The sequence below is a fragment of the Cereibacter johrii genome (assembly GCF_001720585.1).
Taxonomy (GTDB): domain Bacteria; phylum Pseudomonadota; class Alphaproteobacteria; order Rhodobacterales; family Rhodobacteraceae; genus Cereibacter_A; species Cereibacter_A johrii.
This window is the reverse complement of sequence record NZ_MABH01000137.1, coordinates 1-17,944: the sequence shown is the minus strand read 5'-3', so window position 1 is coordinate 17,944 and position 17,944 is coordinate 1. Positions and strand designations below refer to the sequence as shown.

15 protein-coding genes are annotated in these 17,944 nt (G+C 70.3%); 3 read left to right on the top strand and 12 right to left on the bottom strand.

Annotation, left to right across the window (positions count from 1 at the left end; all coding sequences use genetic code 11):
- Window positions 1-15 precede the first annotated feature (15 nt).
- The 5 genes from A9O63_RS11455 to A9O63_RS11435 form a co-directional block, all read right to left on the bottom strand.
- Window positions 16-420: a hypothetical protein gene (locus A9O63_RS11455; protein ID WP_235836967.1), complete on the bottom strand. Its 405-nt coding sequence runs from the start codon at window positions 418-420 to the stop codon at window positions 16-18.
- Between the two features lie 141 nt (window positions 421-561).
- Window positions 562-1,662 carry an OmpA family protein gene (locus tag A9O63_RS11450; RefSeq protein ID WP_069332057.1) on the bottom strand — a complete coding sequence of 367 codons (1,101 nt, stop codon included), beginning with the start codon at window positions 1,660-1,662 and terminating at the stop codon, window positions 562-564.
- A gap of 9 nt (window positions 1,663-1,671) precedes the next feature.
- Window positions 1,672-2,433 carry a motility protein A gene (locus A9O63_RS11445; protein WP_069332056.1) on the bottom strand — a complete coding sequence of 254 codons (762 nt, stop codon included), beginning with the start codon at window positions 2,431-2,433 and terminating at the stop codon, window positions 1,672-1,674.
- Between the two features lie 509 nt (window positions 2,434-2,942).
- The gene (locus A9O63_RS11440) at window positions 2,943-4,055 is read right to left on the bottom strand and encodes a globin-coupled sensor protein (RefSeq protein WP_069332055.1); all 1,113 of its coding nucleotides are present in this window, start codon (window positions 4,053-4,055) and stop codon (window positions 2,943-2,945) included.
- 186 nt (window positions 4,056-4,241) lie between these two features.
- Window positions 4,242-4,676: a hypothetical protein gene (locus tag A9O63_RS11435; RefSeq protein ID WP_069332054.1), complete on the bottom strand. Its 435-nt coding sequence runs from the start codon at window positions 4,674-4,676 to the stop codon at window positions 4,242-4,244.
- A gap of 95 nt (window positions 4,677-4,771) precedes the next feature.
- On the opposite strand from A9O63_RS11435, the gene moaA reads away from it, so the two are divergent.
- Window positions 4,772-5,797: a GTP 3',8-cyclase MoaA gene (gene moaA, locus A9O63_RS11430; protein ID WP_069332053.1), complete on the top strand. Its 1,026-nt coding sequence runs from the start codon at window positions 4,772-4,774 to the stop codon at window positions 5,795-5,797.
- A gap of 261 nt (window positions 5,798-6,058) precedes the next feature.
- On the opposite strand, the gene A9O63_RS11425 is transcribed toward moaA, so the two are convergent.
- The 6 genes from A9O63_RS11425 to A9O63_RS11395 all read right to left on the bottom strand — a co-directional run bounded on the left by A9O63_RS11425 (window position 6,059) and on the right by A9O63_RS11395 (window position 14,036).
- Complete coding sequence (locus A9O63_RS11425) at window positions 6,059-7,402, bottom strand: NAD(P)/FAD-dependent oxidoreductase (RefSeq protein ID WP_084295818.1); 1,344 nt, start codon at window positions 7,400-7,402, stop codon at window positions 6,059-6,061.
- Complete coding sequence (gene argE, locus A9O63_RS11420; RefSeq protein ID WP_069332051.1) at window positions 7,402-8,565, bottom strand: acetylornithine deacetylase; 1,164 nt, start codon at window positions 8,563-8,565, stop codon at window positions 7,402-7,404. The genes A9O63_RS11425 and argE overlap by 1 nt, the downstream gene beginning before the upstream one ends.
- Before the next feature lie 134 nt (window positions 8,566-8,699).
- On the bottom strand, window positions 8,700-9,983 hold the full coding sequence (locus tag A9O63_RS11415; protein ID WP_069332050.1) for a DUF3422 family protein: 1,284 nt from the start codon (window positions 9,981-9,983) through the stop codon (window positions 8,700-8,702).
- A gap of 440 nt (window positions 9,984-10,423) precedes the next feature.
- On the bottom strand, window positions 10,424-11,872 hold the full coding sequence (locus tag A9O63_RS11405; protein WP_069332048.1) for an NAD(P)(+) transhydrogenase (Re/Si-specific) subunit beta: 1,449 nt from the start codon (window positions 11,870-11,872) through the stop codon (window positions 10,424-10,426).
- 10 nt (window positions 11,873-11,882) lie between these two features.
- Window positions 11,883-13,454 carry a Re/Si-specific NAD(P)(+) transhydrogenase subunit alpha gene (locus A9O63_RS11400; protein WP_069332047.1) on the bottom strand — a complete coding sequence of 524 codons (1,572 nt, stop codon included), beginning with the start codon at window positions 13,452-13,454 and terminating at the stop codon, window positions 11,883-11,885.
- 138 nt (window positions 13,455-13,592) lie between these two features.
- Window positions 13,593-14,036, bottom strand: a complete 444-nt coding sequence (locus A9O63_RS11395) for a methyltransferase family protein (RefSeq protein ID WP_069332046.1) — start codon at window positions 14,034-14,036, stop codon at window positions 13,593-13,595.
- Between the two features lie 121 nt (window positions 14,037-14,157).
- Here A9O63_RS11395 and kynU point away from each other — a divergent pair, with 121 nt between their 5' ends.
- Together kynU and A9O63_RS11385 are read left to right on the top strand one after the other, a co-directional pair.
- Window positions 14,158-15,348, top strand: coding sequence for a kynureninase (gene kynU / locus A9O63_RS11390; protein ID WP_069332045.1), 1,191 nt, complete (start codon window positions 14,158-14,160; stop codon window positions 15,346-15,348).
- 226 nt (window positions 15,349-15,574) lie between these two features.
- On the top strand, window positions 15,575-16,609 hold the full coding sequence (locus A9O63_RS11385; protein WP_069332044.1) for a L,D-transpeptidase: 1,035 nt from the start codon (window positions 15,575-15,577) through the stop codon (window positions 16,607-16,609).
- Between the two features lie 261 nt (window positions 16,610-16,870).
- On the opposite strand, the gene A9O63_RS11380 is transcribed toward A9O63_RS11385, so the two are convergent.
- The gene (locus A9O63_RS11380; RefSeq protein WP_084295815.1) at window positions 16,871-17,716 is read right to left on the bottom strand and encodes a gamma-glutamyl-gamma-aminobutyrate hydrolase family protein; all 846 of its coding nucleotides are present in this window, start codon (window positions 17,714-17,716) and stop codon (window positions 16,871-16,873) included.
- Window positions 17,717-17,944 lie beyond the last annotated feature (228 nt).

Below are 17,944 nucleotides of genomic sequence, written 5' to 3'. Positions count from 1 at the left end.
GTCCGTGAAGAAAAGCTAGTGAAACTGCGGCAGGGGTGGCTCTGTCAGGGAAAGAAGCGTGTCGGCGAAATCCGCAAGCGCCTCATCGGACAGCCGGTCGGTGTCGGTGGCGATCAGGTCGAGGACCGGGCTTGTGCCCTGCCCCGCCCCGGACTGCCAGCTCAGGCGTGCCGTCACCGCGGCAGGGGTCGCCTTCTGCAGCTCCAGCCGGAGCAGCCCGCCCTCTCCCGCCCCGGCACTGCGGTGCAGCGCGAGCCCGTAACGGTCCCGGATCGCCGCCTGAAGCGCCGCGCAGAGCCGCTCGGCCGAGGGCTCGGCCGCGGCCGCGCCGGTGCAGGTAAGGCTTGCGGGATCGGCACTGGTGATGGCGGGAATCGCCATCAGCCAGAGGGAGGCTGCAAACAATCTCAAATTGAGCACCTGCGGCAGACTCCACATCTTCCGGCTGTATCGTTAGCGCTTGAGGCGGCGGCGCATCAAGCGTCTTGTTGCGCAAAAGCGAACGACCGGCTGCGGCGGATCGCCGTGGCTGCGGGCCCGGTCGTGCCGGCGCGGGCGGGGTCAGTCCTTGTAGGAAATCTCGATCTCGATCCGGCGGTTCTGCGCCCGGCCCTCCTCGGTCGCATTGTCCGCCACCGGGTCGAACTCGCCGCGGCTCACGGCGGTGATGCGTCCGGGATCGATGCTGCCCGAGGCGACAAGCTCGCGCACCACGCTCGCGGCCCGTCCGGCCGCAAGCGCGATATTGTCCCGGAAGGCGCCGCCCGCCACGGGGACATTGTCGGTATGGCCGGTCACGGTGATGGTGCGCTCGGGGTTGCGCGTGGCTTCGGCGATCCGCGCCATGACCGCGCGCGCATCGGGCGTGAGCTCGTCCGAACCGGAGGGGAAGGATCCGCCCGCGCCGAGGCTCACGAACACCTTGCCGTCGGTCTGCTCCACCTTCACCAGCCCGTCGGCCACCTCGCGGTCGAGCGCATTGCGCAGCCGCAGGGCATCCAGCTCGGCCCGCACCGACTGGCGCAACGCAGCGCCCGTCCCGCCGCCCACGGGTGGCCCGGGGGGCGCGCCCGTGCCCTCGCCGGGGCCCGCAGGTCCCGCCTTCGGCTCGGGCCTGGGCTGGGATGTCGTCTGCAGCTCGGGGAGCGGACCTAGGCCCGCCGTCTCGGCCAGAGCCCGTGCGAGGCTCTGCGCCTGCTGCCGCCCGTCCGCGCCGGACAGTTCGATCACCACCTCGCCCTCGTCCGAGCGCACCTGCAGCCGGCCTTCCTGGAGCGCCTTCTTCAGCGCCTCGGCCACCCGCTCCGGGGCATCGCCGCCGTCCTCCGGCCCGCCCGCATCCGACGTCTCGTCCGGCTGGGTCCCGTCGGGATCGGCAGTGGGCAGGCCGAAGTCGATCATCGTGTTGCCCGAGGTGGAGTCCCGGATCGAGTGGAAGCCGAAGGTCTCGCGCATCGCCCCCGCCATCTTGCTGAAGGAGGGCTCATCGAACTTCGCGAAGCCCAGGATCAGCACGAAGAAGGCCATGAGGTTGGTCGCGATGTCGGCAAAGGTCGCAAGCCAGGCCGGCGCGCCCGGGGGCGGACATTTCGGGCAGTCCTCGCCCTCGTCGTCGTCAGGGACGGGCGGCTGGAACCGGATGACCTTCGGCTTTGTGGACATGGCCGGATCTCACGCCGCCCTGCGCTTCATCTGCTGCTTGCGGTCGAGGGCGCAGACCATCTGATCCTCGATCATCCGCGCAGACTCGCCGCGCGCGATGCCGCGAAGCCCCTCGATCACCAGCTCCCGGTAGGTCACTTCATCGGCCGAATAGCCCTCGAGCTTGTTCAGGATCGGCGCGAAGATCACGTTCGCCATGAGGGCGCCGTAGAGCGTCGTGAGCAGCGCCACCGCCATGGCGGGCCCGATCGACTTGGGGTCGCTCATGTTGCCCAGCATCAGGACGAGGCCGATCAGCGTGCCGACCATCCCCATGGCGGGGCCGATGTCGATCCAGGCCTTGACCGCGCCCTGATAGGCCTCGTGCCGGGCCTTCATCGCCTTGATCTCGTATTTGAGCTGCTTGACGAGCTTTGCTTCGTCCGTCCCATCCACCAGCAGCTGCAGCCCCTTCTCGAAGAAGGCATCCGGCACGGCCTTGCCCTCGAGCGCCATGATCCCGTCCTTCCGCGCGAGGTTCGACAGCTCGACCATGGTCGAGATCACCTCGTTCATGTCGAAGCGCGACGGCTTGAAGACCTTCATCATCGCCTTGAAATGGCCCAGAAACACCGGCAGCGGCTTCATGGCGAGGACGATGAAGGCGGTGCCCACGACGACAATCACGAAGGAGGGCAGGTCCACGAAGGGCGCCACGCCGCCCGCGTAGATCATCGAGCCCACCACCATGACGATGGCGCCGATCAGGCCAACTGCCGCTGCGATATCCATTCCGGTCCCTCCGGAGCCATCATCCGGAGGGGGAGCGGCAAGATCCGTGCCATGGAAGGGCCGGTGCCTTGCGAAAGCGACGACGGCCGGCGCGAGGGGAAGATTCAAAGCGGTTCGAGAGGCCGGTGTCCGCCACGTCTCGTGGCCATTCGCGCCTCTTTCGGTCCGCCGCCCGCCCGTCGCAGCCCATCTCGGAGGGCCGTCGCGCGTCCTGCGGCAGTCATGCCCGGCCACAGGTTCTCCCCTGAGGAGACTGATCTCTGTCAGGCCGCTCGGGAGCATCCCCTACCGGCCCCCTGTCGTTCGAGCCGCAGACCATCGACGGAAGGCCGGAGCAGGACGGGGCGGTTCCGCGCGCCTGCACGTCGGGGGCACGGGTGCGGCCTCGCGCGGATCGGCCGGAGGACGTACCGGCGGCAGCATTGTATGTCCGTCCCCGAGCGCCACCCGGTTCCTTCGGCGACGGCCCGAAGGCCGCTCCGCATGTGCCAAGGCAGGCACAAGACCCCTCAATGAGCGTGGCGGCGGGCCTGACTTCGATCCGACCTGCTGTCGATCTTGCGGCTCAGCTCCGACAGGCGGAGCACCATGCGGTTGATCTCCTCCACTCCGATGGATTGCTCGCGGCAGGCGGCCGAGATCTCGGCCACCAGCGTCGAGGTGCGGCGGATGTCGGGCACCAGCTCCTCAAGGCCGGAGCGGGCTTCCTCCGATGTGGCCAGCGTCGTATGCGCAAGCTGGTCGATCTCGTGCGAGGCCGCGGCCGCGTGCTCGGCGAGCTTGCGCACCTCGGCCGCCACCACCGAGAAGCCGGCGCCATGCTGCCCCGCCCGCGCCGCCTCGACCGCGGCATTGAGCGCCAGTAGATCCGTCTGCCGCGCGATCTCGCGCAGCACGTTGATCTTGCCCGCGATGAGCCGCATCGCGTCCGCCGACCGCTCGACGGCGGCCCCGCCGGTCTCGGCCGCCCGCGCATTCTGAGCGGCCAGCTGTTCGGTCTCGCTCGCATTGCCGGCAGTGTGGCGGATGGTGCCCGTCACCTCCTCCATCGCGGAGGAGGCGCCCACCAGCGCCGTCGCGATCTCTTCGGCCACCTGCCGGTCGGCCCGCACCATTTCCTCGCGTTCGGACTGGATGGCGTCGAAATAGGTCGAGACGCCGTAATCCATGTCGAGGAGCGCCACCTTCACGATATAGCCCAGCGTCTGGGCGGCCCGTGTGGCGCGCCGGCGGCCGAGGAAGCCGCGGCCCGCCATCCGCGGCAGCATGGTCTGGACGATTTCCTCCAGAATGAGGGCGTAGCCACCGAGATACCAGCGCGGTTCGAGACCGATGCGCGCGTGGGTGCGACCCACCCGCACCGCCTCTTCGACATAGGCGGCGTCGATTTCGCCCGAGGCGAGACGGGCCCAGTGCCGCGCCTGACGGGACTTGGCAGAGTCCATGTGAGCCGCGTCGGAGAAGAACCCGGCCGCCGATGTCTGTCGCATCCGCTCGTAGAAGCGGTCGAGGGCGCGCCCGACCGCCTCGGCCAGCAGCGCGCGGGTCGCATCGTCCAGAGCGTCGTCGCGGTCGATTCCGAGGAACCTCAGCCGCTCCTCCAGTAAGTCCGTAGCTCGCATGTCGGGCACCGTTCGGATTGCACGGGCCGAGCATGAACCGGAGTTCGCTGACGAAGTCTGAACGCGCTTTCACATTCGAGGAGCTTGGTGAACGAAGGATTAAGCGCCCCGGACGGCCGTTGCCCGGCGCGCGCGAGATGACACTCCGGGGTCGTTCCGAACGAGGAAGCGCCCACCCCGCAGCGATCAGCTGCCGTAGACCGTCACCTGCGGCAGGTCGGTGAGGCCAAGCCCCAGAGCGCGGTAGGCGGCGAGCGAGAGCTGGGCGGCGCCCTCCCCCGGTCGGAGCGTCACCGCAAGAGATCGGCCACCCGGCAGCTCGACCCGGCCCGGCCGCTCGGCCGTTACCAGCGAAGAGCGGAGCCAGAAGCCGCTCTCGGCGGGGGCGCCGAGGGCCACCGTCACGGTTCCGAGCGCGGCGCCTCCTGCCTGCGGCGCCATCGCCTCGCGCCGTTCCGCCTCGGTCGTCCGGTCGAAGCTTTCCGCCGCCACCCCCTGCCCGCCGGGGATGGGGCGGGCGGCAGGCGCCGGCGGGGGCGCCACGGGGGCCGCGGCCTGCCGGAGCGAGTCGCAGGCGGTCAGCATCAGGAGAGCGAGGGCGGCAGGGGCAAGGATTTTCATGACTACGACGATAGTCTGGGGCCGACCTGCGTCAACCGGCCCATGCAGCGCTTGTGGGCGGAGTGTCGCAGCCCTACCTTCTCACCATGACTCCGATGCCCCCCTCTCCGGCCGCTCCGTCTCCGCTGCTGATGGACCCGTTCGCCCGCGCGATTTCCTATCTGCGCGTGTCGGTCACCGACCGCTGCGACTTCCGCTGCACCTATTGCATGGCGGAGCACATGACCTTCCTGCCCAAGGCCGAACTTCTCACTCTGGAAGAACTCGACCGGCTCTGCTCGGCCTTCGTGCGGATGGGGGTGCAGAAGCTGCGCGTGACGGGGGGCGAACCGCTCGTGCGCCGCGGGATCATGACCTTCTTCCGCGCCATGTCGCGCCATCTCGAGACGGGCGCGCTGAAGGAGCTGACGCTCACCACGAACGGCTCGCAACTGGCCCGCCATGCCGACGAGCTGGCGGCCTGCGGCGTGCGCCGGGTGAATGTCTCGCTCGACACGCTCGACGCCGAGCGGTTCGCGAAGGTGACGCGCTGGGGCCGCCTGCCGCAGGTGCTCGACGGGCTGCGCGCGGCCCGGGCGGCGGGCCTCCGGGTGAAGATCAACACGGTGGCGCTGCGCGGCTTCAACGAGGACGAGCTTTTCCGCCTCGTCGACTGGTGCGGCGCCGAGGGGCACGACCTGACCTTCATCGAGGTCATGCCGATGGGCGAAATGGGCGAGGATACGCGCCTCGACCAATATTGGCCGCTGACCGAGCTGCGGGCGCGGCTGGCGGAGCGGTTCTCGCTGATCGAGCTCAGCGAGCGGACGGGCGGCCCTGCCCGCTACGTCCGCCTCGCCGAGACCGGCCAGAAGATCGGCTTCATCACGCCGCTCACCCACAATTTCTGCGAAAGCTGCAACCGGGTGCGGCTGACCTGCACGGGCGAGCTCTTCATGTGCCTCGGACAGGAGGACCGCGCCGATCTGCGCGCGCCTCTTCGGCGGACGGCCGAGGACGGCCCGCTGGAACAGGCGATCCGCGAGGCGATCGCCCGGAAACCCAAGGGCCATGATTTCGACTATTCGCGCAAGACGGTGGCCGGGCAGATGTCGCGCCACATGAGCCACACCGGCGGCTGAGCGCAGAGCCGCGCCACCGGCCGCTTCGCCCCGCAACGCTCTGCTCCCGCACGGCGCGGCCCCGGCCGGCGGATCCCCCCTCTCGCCCCCCGCGATCTTCCGGCCCGAAACGTGGCGCGGTTTCGCAGTGGGGAGACCTTCCGAGCGCGGCCGGCAGAGGTTCGGCGGCGGTGGCCCCTCGCGGGTCACGGAATCGTCCCTCCGAAGACGCCGCGGCCGCGCGAGCACATCAGAGCGCGCCGCCGGCGCTGGCTCGGGCCTTCAGAGCGAGGGGCCGAGGATGATCTCCGACCCGTCGGTGAAGCGCGACAGGCGAAAGCGCGTCAGGTCGTGCCCCACCGGCCGCCCCGCCACCAGATCGGCCACCACGCGCCCCACGCCCGGACCGATCCCGAAGCCGTGGCCGCTCATGCCGGTGGCGATGGTGAGCCCCGGCACGCTCTCTGCCCGATCGATCACCGGCACCACATCGGGCATCGTGTCGATCATCCCCGCCCAGGTCGCCCGGATCTTCGGCCGTCCCACCCCCGGAAAGGCGCGCCCGAAGGCCGCCGCCGCACGCGAGAGGGTGGCGAGGTTCGGCGCAGGATTCAGCACCCGCATCGCCTCGAAGGGCGTCGGCGCTCCCTTCGACCAGGTGCGCGGCGTGTTCCAGCCATCGGGATAGTTCCGCGGCGCGAGCCAGCGATAATGGGTGCTGAGGAAGTCCTTCTTCACCGCCTTGCGGTATTTCAGGGCATGGCGGAAGGCATCGGGACCGATGAAGAAATCATGCTCCGATCCGCCCGCGATCGTATAGCCCCCGTCCTCGCGGCGGCGGAAGGCGAACGCATCGTCGGCCGCCGCCCCCGGCAGGATCTCGGGCATAGGCTCGGTCTGCGCGACCGAGGACAGCACCGAAAGCTGCGGCAGGTTCACCCCATGCGCGCGGGCAAAGAGCGAGGACCAGGCCCCCCCCGCCAGCACCACCTCGGGCGCGCGGATCCGCCCGCGTTCGGTCGTCACCCCGGCCACCCGTCCCCCCTCGAGATCCAGCGCCCGCACCGCGCAGTCCTCGAGGATCGTGACCCCGCGCTCGGCCGCCCCCGCCGCCAGCGCCGGCACCGCAAGCCAGGGCTCGGCCCGCGCATCCGAGGCGGTGAAGAGCCCGCCCTGCCAGAGATCCGCGGCCCCCGGCAGCCGCTCGGCCAGCTCGCGCCGCCCGACAAGGCGCGTGTCCAGCCCGTGCGCCGCGGCATGGACCGTCCAGCTCTCGTACTGGCCCAGCTGCTCCTCGCGATTGGCCAGATAGAGCACCCCGGTCTGGCGGAAGCCGAACGGATTGCCCAGGCTCTGCGCCAGACCCTGCCAGAGCCGCAGGCTCTCCACCATGATCGGCAGTTCGTCCGGATCGCGGCCCTGCTGGCGGATCCAGCCCCAGTTGCGGCTCGACTGTTCGCCCGCCACCCGGCCCTTCTCGCAGACGACGACCCGGAAGCCGCGTTCGGCCAGATACCAGCCGGTCATCACGCCGATCACGCCTGCGCCGATCACCACCACATCGGCGCTCTCGGGCACGGGCCCGGTGAAGCGCGCGGGCACCGCCATCGAGATCGGAAAATGCATCATCGCGCGAGATCCGCAACCAGCCGCTGCAGGAAGGCCCAGCCTTCCTCGAACTGCGCGACCTCGAGATATTCGTCGGGTTGGTGCGCTTGGGCGATGTCGCCCGGCCCGCAGACCACCGCCGAATAGCCCGCCGCCTGGAACTGGCCCGCCTCGGTGCCGTAGCTCACGACATGGGTGCCGTTGTCGCCCGACAGCCGCCGCGCCAGCGCCTCGGCCGCCCCTTCGGATTCCGGGCGGAGCGGCGGATAGCCGAAGAGCCGCGCGATCCGGATCTGGGCCTCGGGATGGATGGCCTTCATTTCGGCCTCGAGCGCCCGCGCCTCGGCCTCGAAGGTCGCCACCCACTCCTCGACCGTCTCGCCCGGCACCGCGCGGAAGCCCATGTCGAAGCGGCAGTCGCGCGCGGTGATGTTGCCTGCCGTGCCCCCGCGGATCGTGCCGACATGGACGGTGGTCCAGGGCGGATCGAAGAGCGCCGCCACCTCCGACGGCCGGGCGGCCGCACTCTGCGCATTGCGCCGGTTGGCCCAGTCGATCAGCCGGGCGGCCGACATGATGGCATTGACCCCGCGGTGCATGATCGAGGAATGGACCTCGTGGCCCTGCACATGGCAGATCAGCCCGCCCCCGCCCTTGTGGCCCGTCACCACCTGCATCCGCGAGGGCTCGCCCACGATCACCGCCCGCCCCTTGGGCAGACAGCGCGCCATCTCGTCGATCATGGCGGGCGCGCCGAGGCAGCCCACCTCCTCATCGAACGAAAGTGCGATCTGCAGCGGCCGCTTCACCCCCGTCTCCTGCGCCAGCGCGAGGGCGGCCAGCGCCAGCGCATCGAACCCCTTCATGTCGCAGGTGCCGCGCCCGTAGAGCCGTCCGTCGCGCTCGGTCAGGGTCCAGGGGTCCGAGCTCCAGTCCTGCCCCTCCACCGGCACCACATCCGTATGGCCGGAGAGCACGACCGCCCCGTCCACCTCGGGGCCCACATGGGCATAGAGCGCGGCCTTCGTGCGCTCCTCGTTCCAGACCCGGTGCGCGGTGATCCCCGCGCCCTCGAGGAACTCCTCCACCCAGTCGACCAGCGCCAGATTGCTGTCGCGGCTCACGGTGGGAAAGGCCACCAGCCGCTCGAGGATCTGGCGGGGCGTGAGCGGGCTGGGCATGGTCGTCTCCTCTTGAAGGAGAAAGCGTGGCCCCGCCCGCAGCCGAGGTCAAGCCCCGCGCCCCGCCTCCTTCACGCTGGTCCAAATATCCCGCGGGGGTCCGGGGGCGCGAAGCCCCCGGCGGCCGGCCCCGCTCAATGCATCTTCCGCTGGATCCGCCGCAGCGCGATCCAGACGCCGAGCACCACGACCGGCGTCAGCACCGCGGTGGCCATCCCCTTGCTGATCCCCAGGGGCTCGGTCAGAGGATAGACCGCATAGGCCGCGAGGCTCACGGCATAATAGCTGATCGCCACGACCGAGAGCCCCTCGACCGTCCGCTGCAGCCGCAGCTGCAGGTCCGCCCGGCGGTCCATGCTCTCGAGCAGCTTCTGGTTCTGCGCCGAGCGTTCCACATCCACCCGCGTCCGCAAGAGTTCCGCCGCCCGCTGCGCCCGCTCGGCCATCGAGCGCAGCCGTCCCTCGGCCGATTTCACCGTCCGCATGGCCGGATCGTAGCGCCGGGCCATGAATTCGGCGAAGGTCTGCCGCCCGCTGATCCGCTCCTCGCGCAGCGCGTCGATCCGGTCGTGCACGATCGCCTCATAGGCCCCGGTCGCGCCGAAGCGGAAGGTGAACTGCACGGCCAGACTCTCGAGCTCGGCATTGATCTTCAGAAGCTCGTGCAGCGCCTCGTCGGGCGACTGTTCGATCTCGTCGAGCCCCGAGACGAGGGCGGAGAGCTTCGGATCGAGCGCATTCAGCCGCCCGTTCAGCGTGCGGGCCCGCATCAGCCCCAGCATCGACATGGCGCGGTAGGTCTCGATCTCGCAGAGCCGCGTCACGATCCGCCCGATGCGCCGCGGGCCCGTGCCCGGCCTCACGAAGACGGAAAAGCGCATGTGCCCCGCGGGATCGATGCGGAAGTCGCCCGCCACCACCGCCGCGCCATCCACGATGCGCGAACAGGCGAGGCTGTCGGGCACGAACCAGCCCTCGAGCCGGTCGAGCGCCGCCGCCTCGTCCGCTGGCATCTCCTCGATGCGGATCAGGAGCGAGACGAGCCGGCGCCCCGGCGCCCGCTCCACCCAGTCCTCGGGAAAGACCTCGGCCTTGGCCGGGTCGAAGGGGCGCTCGTGCAGCCCCGGCACGAAGGCCGTGTAGGTCACGAACTCGGTGTGGCTCTCCCAGCGCAGCTCGGCACGGCCGATGGGCGCCGAGAAATGCGTGGCCTCGGGCGCAGGATGGGCGGTCCCGTTGCGGTCGAGAATCTCGAGCAGATGCGCCCGGTCGCGCGCCCGGTCGCGGTTGGCCGCATCCACCGGCTCCTTGAAGGCCATGAAGACCACATGGCAGGGCGCCTCGAGCGCCGGATAGGGACGGGCGTGCAGCTCGTTGGCAAGCGCATAGCGCAGGGGATGGTCGGCGACGGGGGGCATCACGGGCTCCGGCTGGTCAGCGAGGGAGAAGCTAGGGGGCGGAGGGCGTTTCAGGAAGAGGCCGCCGTGTCACGGGCGACGAAAGAGGCAGACCTCCGGAAGAGGAGCGCCCCGCCCGCTTCCGCGGCGGACCGCAGGCCCGCGTCGCAGCCTCATGTCGGGGAGACGACAGGCCCCCGCCCCCCTCCGGGCCGCGCCGCGGCCATGACGTCGGACCGCAGGCTGCCGATCATCGCCGTGAGGCAAGACGGCCGGCCCGGAGCGCCCTGTGGCCGGCGCCCCCCGCAGTCCTCCGGGAGGCGGAGATCCTGCCCGGCTGTCATGGGCGCGGCACGCGAGGCTTGGACGAGCGGCAAGCCGAAACCGGACATGCGCCTCCTCCGAACGAAAAGCGCGCCCCGCCGGAGGGCGGAGCGCGCGCAAGGGGCAGGACCCGGAGGTCACTCGATCAGCGGCAGGAGCGCGTCGAGGCTCTTTTTCGCATCGCCATAGAACATCCGCGTATTGTCCTTGTAGAACAGCGGGTTCTCGATGCCCGAATAGCCGGTGCCCTGCCCGCGCTTCGAGACGAACACCTGCTTGGCCTTCCAGACCTCGAGCACCGGCATCCCGGCGATGGGCGAGTTCGGATCTTCCTGCGCCGCCGGGTTCACGATGTCGTTCGAGCCGATGACGATGGCCACGTCGGTCGAGGGGAAGTCCTCGTTGATCTCGTCCATCTCGAGCACGATGTCGTAAGGCACCTTCGCCTCGGCCAGAAGCACGTTCATGTGCCCCGGCAGACGGCCCGCGACCGGGTGGATGGCGAAGCGCACTTCCTTGCCGCGGGCGCGCAGCTTGCGGGTCAGTTCCGACACCGAGCCCTGCGCCTGCGCCACCGCCATGCCGTAGCCCGGCACGATGATGACCGAATCCGCGTCGTTCAGCGCGGCCGCCACACCGTCGGCATCGATGGCGATCATCTCGCCCGCGATCTCCTGCGCCGGGCCCGTCGTGCCGCCGAAGCCGCCAAGGATCACCGAGATGAACGAGCGGTTCATCGCGCGGCACATGATGTAGGAGAGGATCGCGCCCGAAGACCCCACCAGCGCGCCGGTGACGATCAGCAGGTCGTTGCCGAGCGTGAAGCCGATGGCCGCCGCGGCCCAGCCCGAATAGCTGTTCAGCATCGAGACCACCACGGGCATGTCGGCCCCGCCGATCCCCATGATGAGGTGCCAGCCGAGGAAGCCCGCGATCAGCGTCATCAGGAGCAGCGTCCAGACGGCCGAGCCCGCCGGTGCGTTGAAGTAGATCACGAGCAGCACGAGCGAGGCCACGATGGTCGCCGCATTGATCGCATGGCCGCCCGGCAGCTTTGCCGGCTTGCCGTCGATCTTGCCCGCGAGCTTGCCGAAGGCCACGACCGAGCCGGTGAAGGTCACGGCGCCGATGAAGATGCCGAGGAAGACCTCGACCTTCAGGATCAGGATCTCGACCGGCATCTTGTGGGCCAGCACCGCCGCAAAGCCCGCGAGCGTCTCGAGGTTGCCGCCCTGCTCCTTCACCGCCACGACCGAGCCGAGCTCGAACTGGGCGTTGAGGCCGATGAAGACCGCAGCCAGACCCACGAAGGAATGGAGCGCCGCGACGAGCTGCGGCATCTCGGTCATCTCGACCTTCTTGGCCACATAGGCGCCCGCGACGGCGCCCGCGATCACCATCACGGCGATGATGACGTAATGGCCCACGCCCGGCCCGAAGACCGTGGCGCCCACCGCCAGCGCCATGCCGACGATGCCGTACCAGACGGCGCGCTTCGCGCTCTCCTGCCCCGAAAGGCCGCCGAGCGAGAGAATGAAGAGGATGGCCGCGGCGATGTAGGCGGCGGATGTCAGTCCGATGCTCATCGGGCCCTCCTTACGACTTCTGGAACATGGCGAGCATCCGGCGCGTGACCAGGAAGCCGCCCACGATGTTGATGGTGGCGATCAGGACCGAGATCGCCGCGAGCAGCACCACGAGGAAGTTGCCCGAGCCGATCTGCAGCAGCGCGCCGAGGATCACGATGCCCGAGATGGCGTTCGTGACCGCCATCAGCGGCGTGTGCAGGCTGTGCGAGACGTTCCAGATCACCTGGAAGCCCACGAAGCAGGCCAGCGCGAAGACGATGAAATGCGCCATGAACGAGGGCGGCGCATACATCCCCACGAACAGGAGAAGGGCCGTGCCCACCGCGAGCATCGCGACCTGGCTCACCGTCTGCTTGCGGAAGGCCGCGATCTCGGCCGCGCGCTTCTCTTCGGGCGTGGGCTCCTTCACCTTCTCGCGCGGTTTGGCGGCCGCGATGGCCGCGACCTTCGGCGGCGGCGGCGGGAAGGTGATCGCGCCGTCATGGGTGACGGTCGCCCCCCGGATCACGTCATCCTCCATGTTGTGATGGATCACGCCATCCTTCTTCGGCGTGAGGTCCGTCAGCATGTGGCGGATGTTGGTGGAATAGAGCGTCGAGGCCTGGGCCGCCATGCGCGAGGGGAAGTCGGTGTAGCCCACGACGGTCACGCCGTTCGGCGTCACGATCTTCTGGTCGGGCACCGTCAGGTCGCAGTTGCCGCCGCGCTCGGAGGCGAGGTCGACGATGACCGAGCCGCGCTTCATGGCCGAGACCATGTCCTCGGTCCAGAGCTTCGGCGCCGGCCGGCCGGGGATGAGCGCCGTCGTGATGACGATGTCCATCTCGGGGGCGAGCTCGCGGAACTTGGCCAGCTGCTTCTCGCGGAACTCGGGGGACGAGGGGGCCGCATAGCCGCCGGTGGCCGCGCCGTCCTGCGCCTCCTCGAACTCGAGGAAGACGAATTCGGCGCCCATGGATTCGATCTGCTCGGCCACTTCGGGCCGCACGTCGAAGGCATAGGTGATGGCGCCCAGCGAGGTCGCCGTGCCGATGGCGGCCAGGCCCGCGACGCCCGCGCCCACCACGAGCACCTTGGCCGGGGGCACCTTGCCCGCCGCCGTCACCTGGCCCGTGAAGAAGCGGCCGAAGTTGTTGCCGGCCTCGATCACCGCGCGATAGCCCGCGATATTGGCCATCGAGGACAGAGCGTCCATCTTCTGCGCGCGCGAGATCCGCGGCACCATGTCCATCGCGACGACGGTGGCGCCCTTCTCCTTGCAGAGCTCGAGGAGCTCGGCGTTCTGGGCGGGCCAGAAGAAGGAGATCAGCGTCTGGCCGCGGCGCAGCCGCTCGGCCTCCGACCGCTCGGGGCCACGCACCTTCACCACGATGTCCGCGGCCTCGAACAGGGCCTCGGCCGAGGGCAGGACCTCGACGCCGGCCGCGGCATAGGCTTCATCGGAGAAGCCCGCCTTCATGCCCGCGCCGGTCTCGATCACGCAGTGATGCCCGAGCTTCTGCAGCTGGAGAGCGGAGTCCGGCGTCATGGCGACGCGGGCCTCGCCCTCGAATATCTCCCTGGGTGCTCCGATCTTCACCGATTATCCCCCTTCATTCGCGGCTTCCGGCGGGGTTCGCCGGCCCGCCTGTTTAACATTGCGCAAGAAAATTGCACAAGACGGTTGCCGCCTTGCAGCAAGTTGCAGATTTCGTCCAGCGGGCGCGTTGCCGCTGCGTCACAGCCAGCGCCGTGTCCGACGGGTCCAGTCGTCGAATTGTGGCCCGAAGGCAAGGCGCAACCGTGCCTCCTCGGGCTCGACGAAGCGCCGCGTGAGCACCCACAGGAAGGCGGGCACGAGCGGCAGGCCCAGCGGTGCGTCGATCCACAGCAGCACCGCGAGCAGGATCAGGAGATCGGCGAGATAGATCGGGTTGCGGCTGAAGGCGAAGACCCCGTCGGTCACGAGGGCGCTCGGCTGCCGGTGCGGCAGGACGGTGGTCTCGGCCCGGCGCATCCGGCGTACGGCCAGCCCCGAGAGCACGAGGCCCGCCACGCCGAGGCCCAGGGCCGCGATCCGTCCGGGCCCGCCGAAGAGCCCGAACGGCACCAGCCGGTCGAGCGCGAGGGCCAGGATCACGAAGAGCAGCAGCCAGAGGGGCGGCAGGTCGAGATGCTTCATGCGGTCTCCTTGCGCGGGTCGCCCCCTCATGCCACGGGCCGGGCGCTCCGCAAAGGGCCGAGGCGCCTTGCAGCCCCGCGCCATTTGCCGCTACCTCCGTTCCGCAGAATGGGAGGGCCGCATGACGGATTTCGAGGCGACGCGGGCGATGTTCGACCTGCCCGAGGGCGTGATCTACCTGGACGGCAATTCGCTCGGTCCGCTGCCGCGCGCGGCGGCGGCGCGGGTGGCGGGCTGCGTGACCGAGGAATGGGGCGGGATGCTCATCACCGGCTGGAACCGCGCGGGCTGGATGGAGATGCCACGCCGGCTGGGCGACCGGATCGGCCGGCTGGTGGGGGCCGAGCCCGGGACGGTGGTTCTGGGCGACACGCTCTCGATCAAGGTCTTCCAGGCGCTGGCCGCGGCCTGCGAGATGCGCCCCGACCGGCGGGTGATCCTGTCGGACAGCGGCAACTTCCCCTCGGATCTCTACATGGCCGAGGGGCTCTGCCGGATGCTGGGCGACCGGGAACTGCGCGTGGTGGCGCCCGAGGCCCTCGAGGGCGCGATCGACGAGAGCGTGGCCGCGATCCTCGTGACCGAGGTGGATTACCGCACCGGGCGGCGGCACGACATGGCGGCCCTCACCGCCCGTGCCCATGCCGCGGGCGCGCTCGCCATCTGGGATCTCGCCCATTCCGCCGGCGCCCTGCCCGTCCGGCTGGCCGAGGAGGGCGCGGACTTCGCGGTGGGCTGCACCTACAAATATCTGAACTCCGGCCCCGGCGGGCCCGCCTTCATCTATGTGGCCCCCCGCCACGGCGAGCGCGCGGTGCCCGCGCTCTCGGGCTGGCTCGGGCACGAGGCGCCCTTCGCCTTCGATGCGGCCTACCGCCCCGCCCGCGGGGTCGAGCGGATGCGGGTGGGGACGCCCCCCGTGATTCAGATGGCGGCCCTCGATGCGGCGCTCGACGTCTGGGAGGGCGTGGCGATGGCCGATCTGCGGGCGCGCTCGCTGGAGCTGACCGACCTCTTCATCGCCGAGGTCGAGGCGCGCTGCCCGGACCTCGCGCTCGCCACGCCGCGCATCCACGAGAACCGCGGCTCGCAGGTGAGCTTCCGCCATCCCGACGCCTATCCGATCGTGCAGGCGCTGATCGCGCGCGGCGTGATCGGCGACTTCCGCGCGCCCGACATCCTGCGCTTCGGCTTCACGCCGCTCTATATCGGCGCCTCCGAGGTGAGCCGGGCGGCCGAAATCCTGGGCGAGGTGATGGCGGGCCGGCTCTGGGACCGCGAGGACTATCGCCGGCGCGCGGCCGTGACCTGACCCGGCAGGCCCGCGCGGAGGGAGGTGCCGGCGCCGGGGGCATCGAACCCCCGGCGCCGGCGCTGCCGCCCACGGGAGCGGACGCGGCAGAACCCGGAGCGGCCTGCGTAAAAACTCTTGCTTTCGGGGGATCTCCGCCGTCCGGCTTTGACCATCGACGCCGAGTCGTTTACCTTCCCATGTCAGACAGCCCGCCGACAGGGCGGGCGCGGGGCAGGACAGCGGAATGGAACTGATCGGACGGAAGCTTGCAGCCGCGGTACTCGCGGCGGGGATGCTGGGGGGCTGCGTGCCGGACGCGGCCATGGTGAATGGCAAGGTCGAGGAACCGGCCCCGCAGCCGAAGCTCTTCGAAGGGGCCTATGCGGCCCGGGCGGACGGCAAATACACCCTGCCCGCCATCCCCACCGACCGGGTGCCGGTGCAGTATCAGCGCCAGACCGTGGCCTATACCAGCAACGAGGCGCCCGGCACCATCGTCATCAACCCGCGCGAGCGCGTGCTCTATTTCGTGACGGGCAAGGATACGGCGATCCGCTACGGGATCGCGGTCGGCAAGGAAGGGTTCCAGTGGTCCGGCACGGCCGTGGTGGCCAACCGCCGCCACTGGCCGACCTGGACGCCCCCGCCCGAGATGATCGACCGCAAGCCCGAGCTGAAGAAATGGGAGAAGGGCCAGCCCGGCGGGCCCACGAACCCGCTCGGCGCGCGCGCGCTCTATCTCGAGACCAACGGGCGCGACTACGGCTACCGGATCCACGGAACGCCGGAATGGAACTCGATCGGGCACAATGCCTCGTCGGGCTGCATCCGCATGATCAACCAGGATGTGGTCGACCTGTTCGAGCGCGTGCCGGACGGGGCGAAGGTCGTGGTGATGACGCATGACGGCAAGATGCCGACCGGCCTCACCCTGCCGCCGCCCCCGCCGAAGAAGGCCAAGCCCGTGGCCGTGGCGGCTGTGACCGCGCCGGCCAAGCCCGTGATTCCGTCGGGGCTGTCGAACCTGCCGATGCTCTCGCCCTACGGCGCCCCCGCCGCAGCGGAGCCGGCAGCGACCGAGCCCGCCGCGACGAGCCCGGCAGAAGCCGCACCCGCTACCCCGGCCCCAGCCGCCGATACGCCGCCGGAGACCGCCGGCCCGCTGGCCGACGAGCCCGCGGCCGTTCCGGCGCCCGAGGAGGTCCCCGATGCCCCGGTGGTGCTGCCTCCGGCCGAAGCCGCGGCGCCGGCGGAAAGCCAGACCACCGACTCGCTCTGATCCGGAATCACCAGCCGCTCCGATCGGGCCGCCCCTCGGGCGGCCCTTTCGCATTGCGCCGCCCCGTCGGATCCCGATGCCGGTGGCTGCGGCTGCGAGAGCTGGAAACGGTTGCCGGTTCGTCCCGGACAGTTCATGTCCGCCCGAAGGCCAGACCCCGGCGGAGCGGAGGCGGCCCCTCGCCATCGAAGGCTTTCCGCGCGCGGCGGCTCACCCTGACACGTCCGGCCGCTCCTGCCGACGCAGGAGGCGCGGCGATGCTCAGGCGCTCAGACGGGTCGGGGCGCGGCCCTCTGCCCAGTCGCGCACCGCGGCGCCGAAGGCCGCGAACAGCGGGCGCGAGACGGGATCGCTTGCGGCGTTCCATTCCGGATGCCATTGAACCGACAGGGTAAAGCCCGGCGCGCCCTCGACATAGATCGCCTCGGGCGTGCCGTCGGGGGCGGTGCCGTCGATCACGATCCGCTGGCCTGCGCGCGCGATGCCCTGACCGTGGAGCGTGTTGGTCATCACCTCCTCCGCCCCCATCAGCCGGTGAAACACCCCGCCCGGCGTGAAGCGCACCGGGTGACGCAGGGCGAACTTCTCCTCGATCGTGCCGTCGGGCGGCATCCGGTGGTTCATCCGCCCCGGCAGGTCGCGGATCTCGGGATGGAGCGTGCCTCCCATCGCGACGTTCACTTCCTGAAAGCCGCGGCAGATGCCGAGAAAGGGCTGGCCGCGCTCGACGCAGGCGCGCACCAGCGGCAGGGTGATCGCGTCGCGGGCCCGCTCGAAGGAGCCGTGCGCCGGCGTCTCGTCCTCGCCATATTCGGACGGATGGACGTTCGGGCGGCCGCCGGTCAGCAGGAAGCCATCGCAGAGATCGAGAAGTTCCTCGACCGTCACGAAATTCGGATCGGTCGGGATGATGAGCGGCAGGCAGCCCGAGACGAGAGCCACGGCCTCGCTGTTCATCGTCCCGCCCGCATGGACGGGGTAGCTCTCGTTCAGGAGCGAGGAGTTTCCGATGATGCCGACGACCGGCCGGCGGTGGGCTGGACCGGGCCGGGCGGAGCCGACGGAGGAGGGGCTGGGAAAGCTGGGGCCGGGGATCTGGGATCGCATGGTGAGAAGATAGGGCGTCAGCGCCCGCAGGTGAAGGGAAAGGCGCAGCCCGAGCCTTGCGCTGATGCACAGAACGCCGCGTTCTTGTGCAGCCTGTGCCCGGGCTGCTGCGCCGGAAGCGCTCCTCGGGTGTGCCCGCCCGGCGGGAGACGCCCTCCGCAGGGCTCGCGTGCCGGGCGGGCGTCAGACCTCGCCCCGCACCGGGTGGGCGCAGCCCCGACCGCGCCC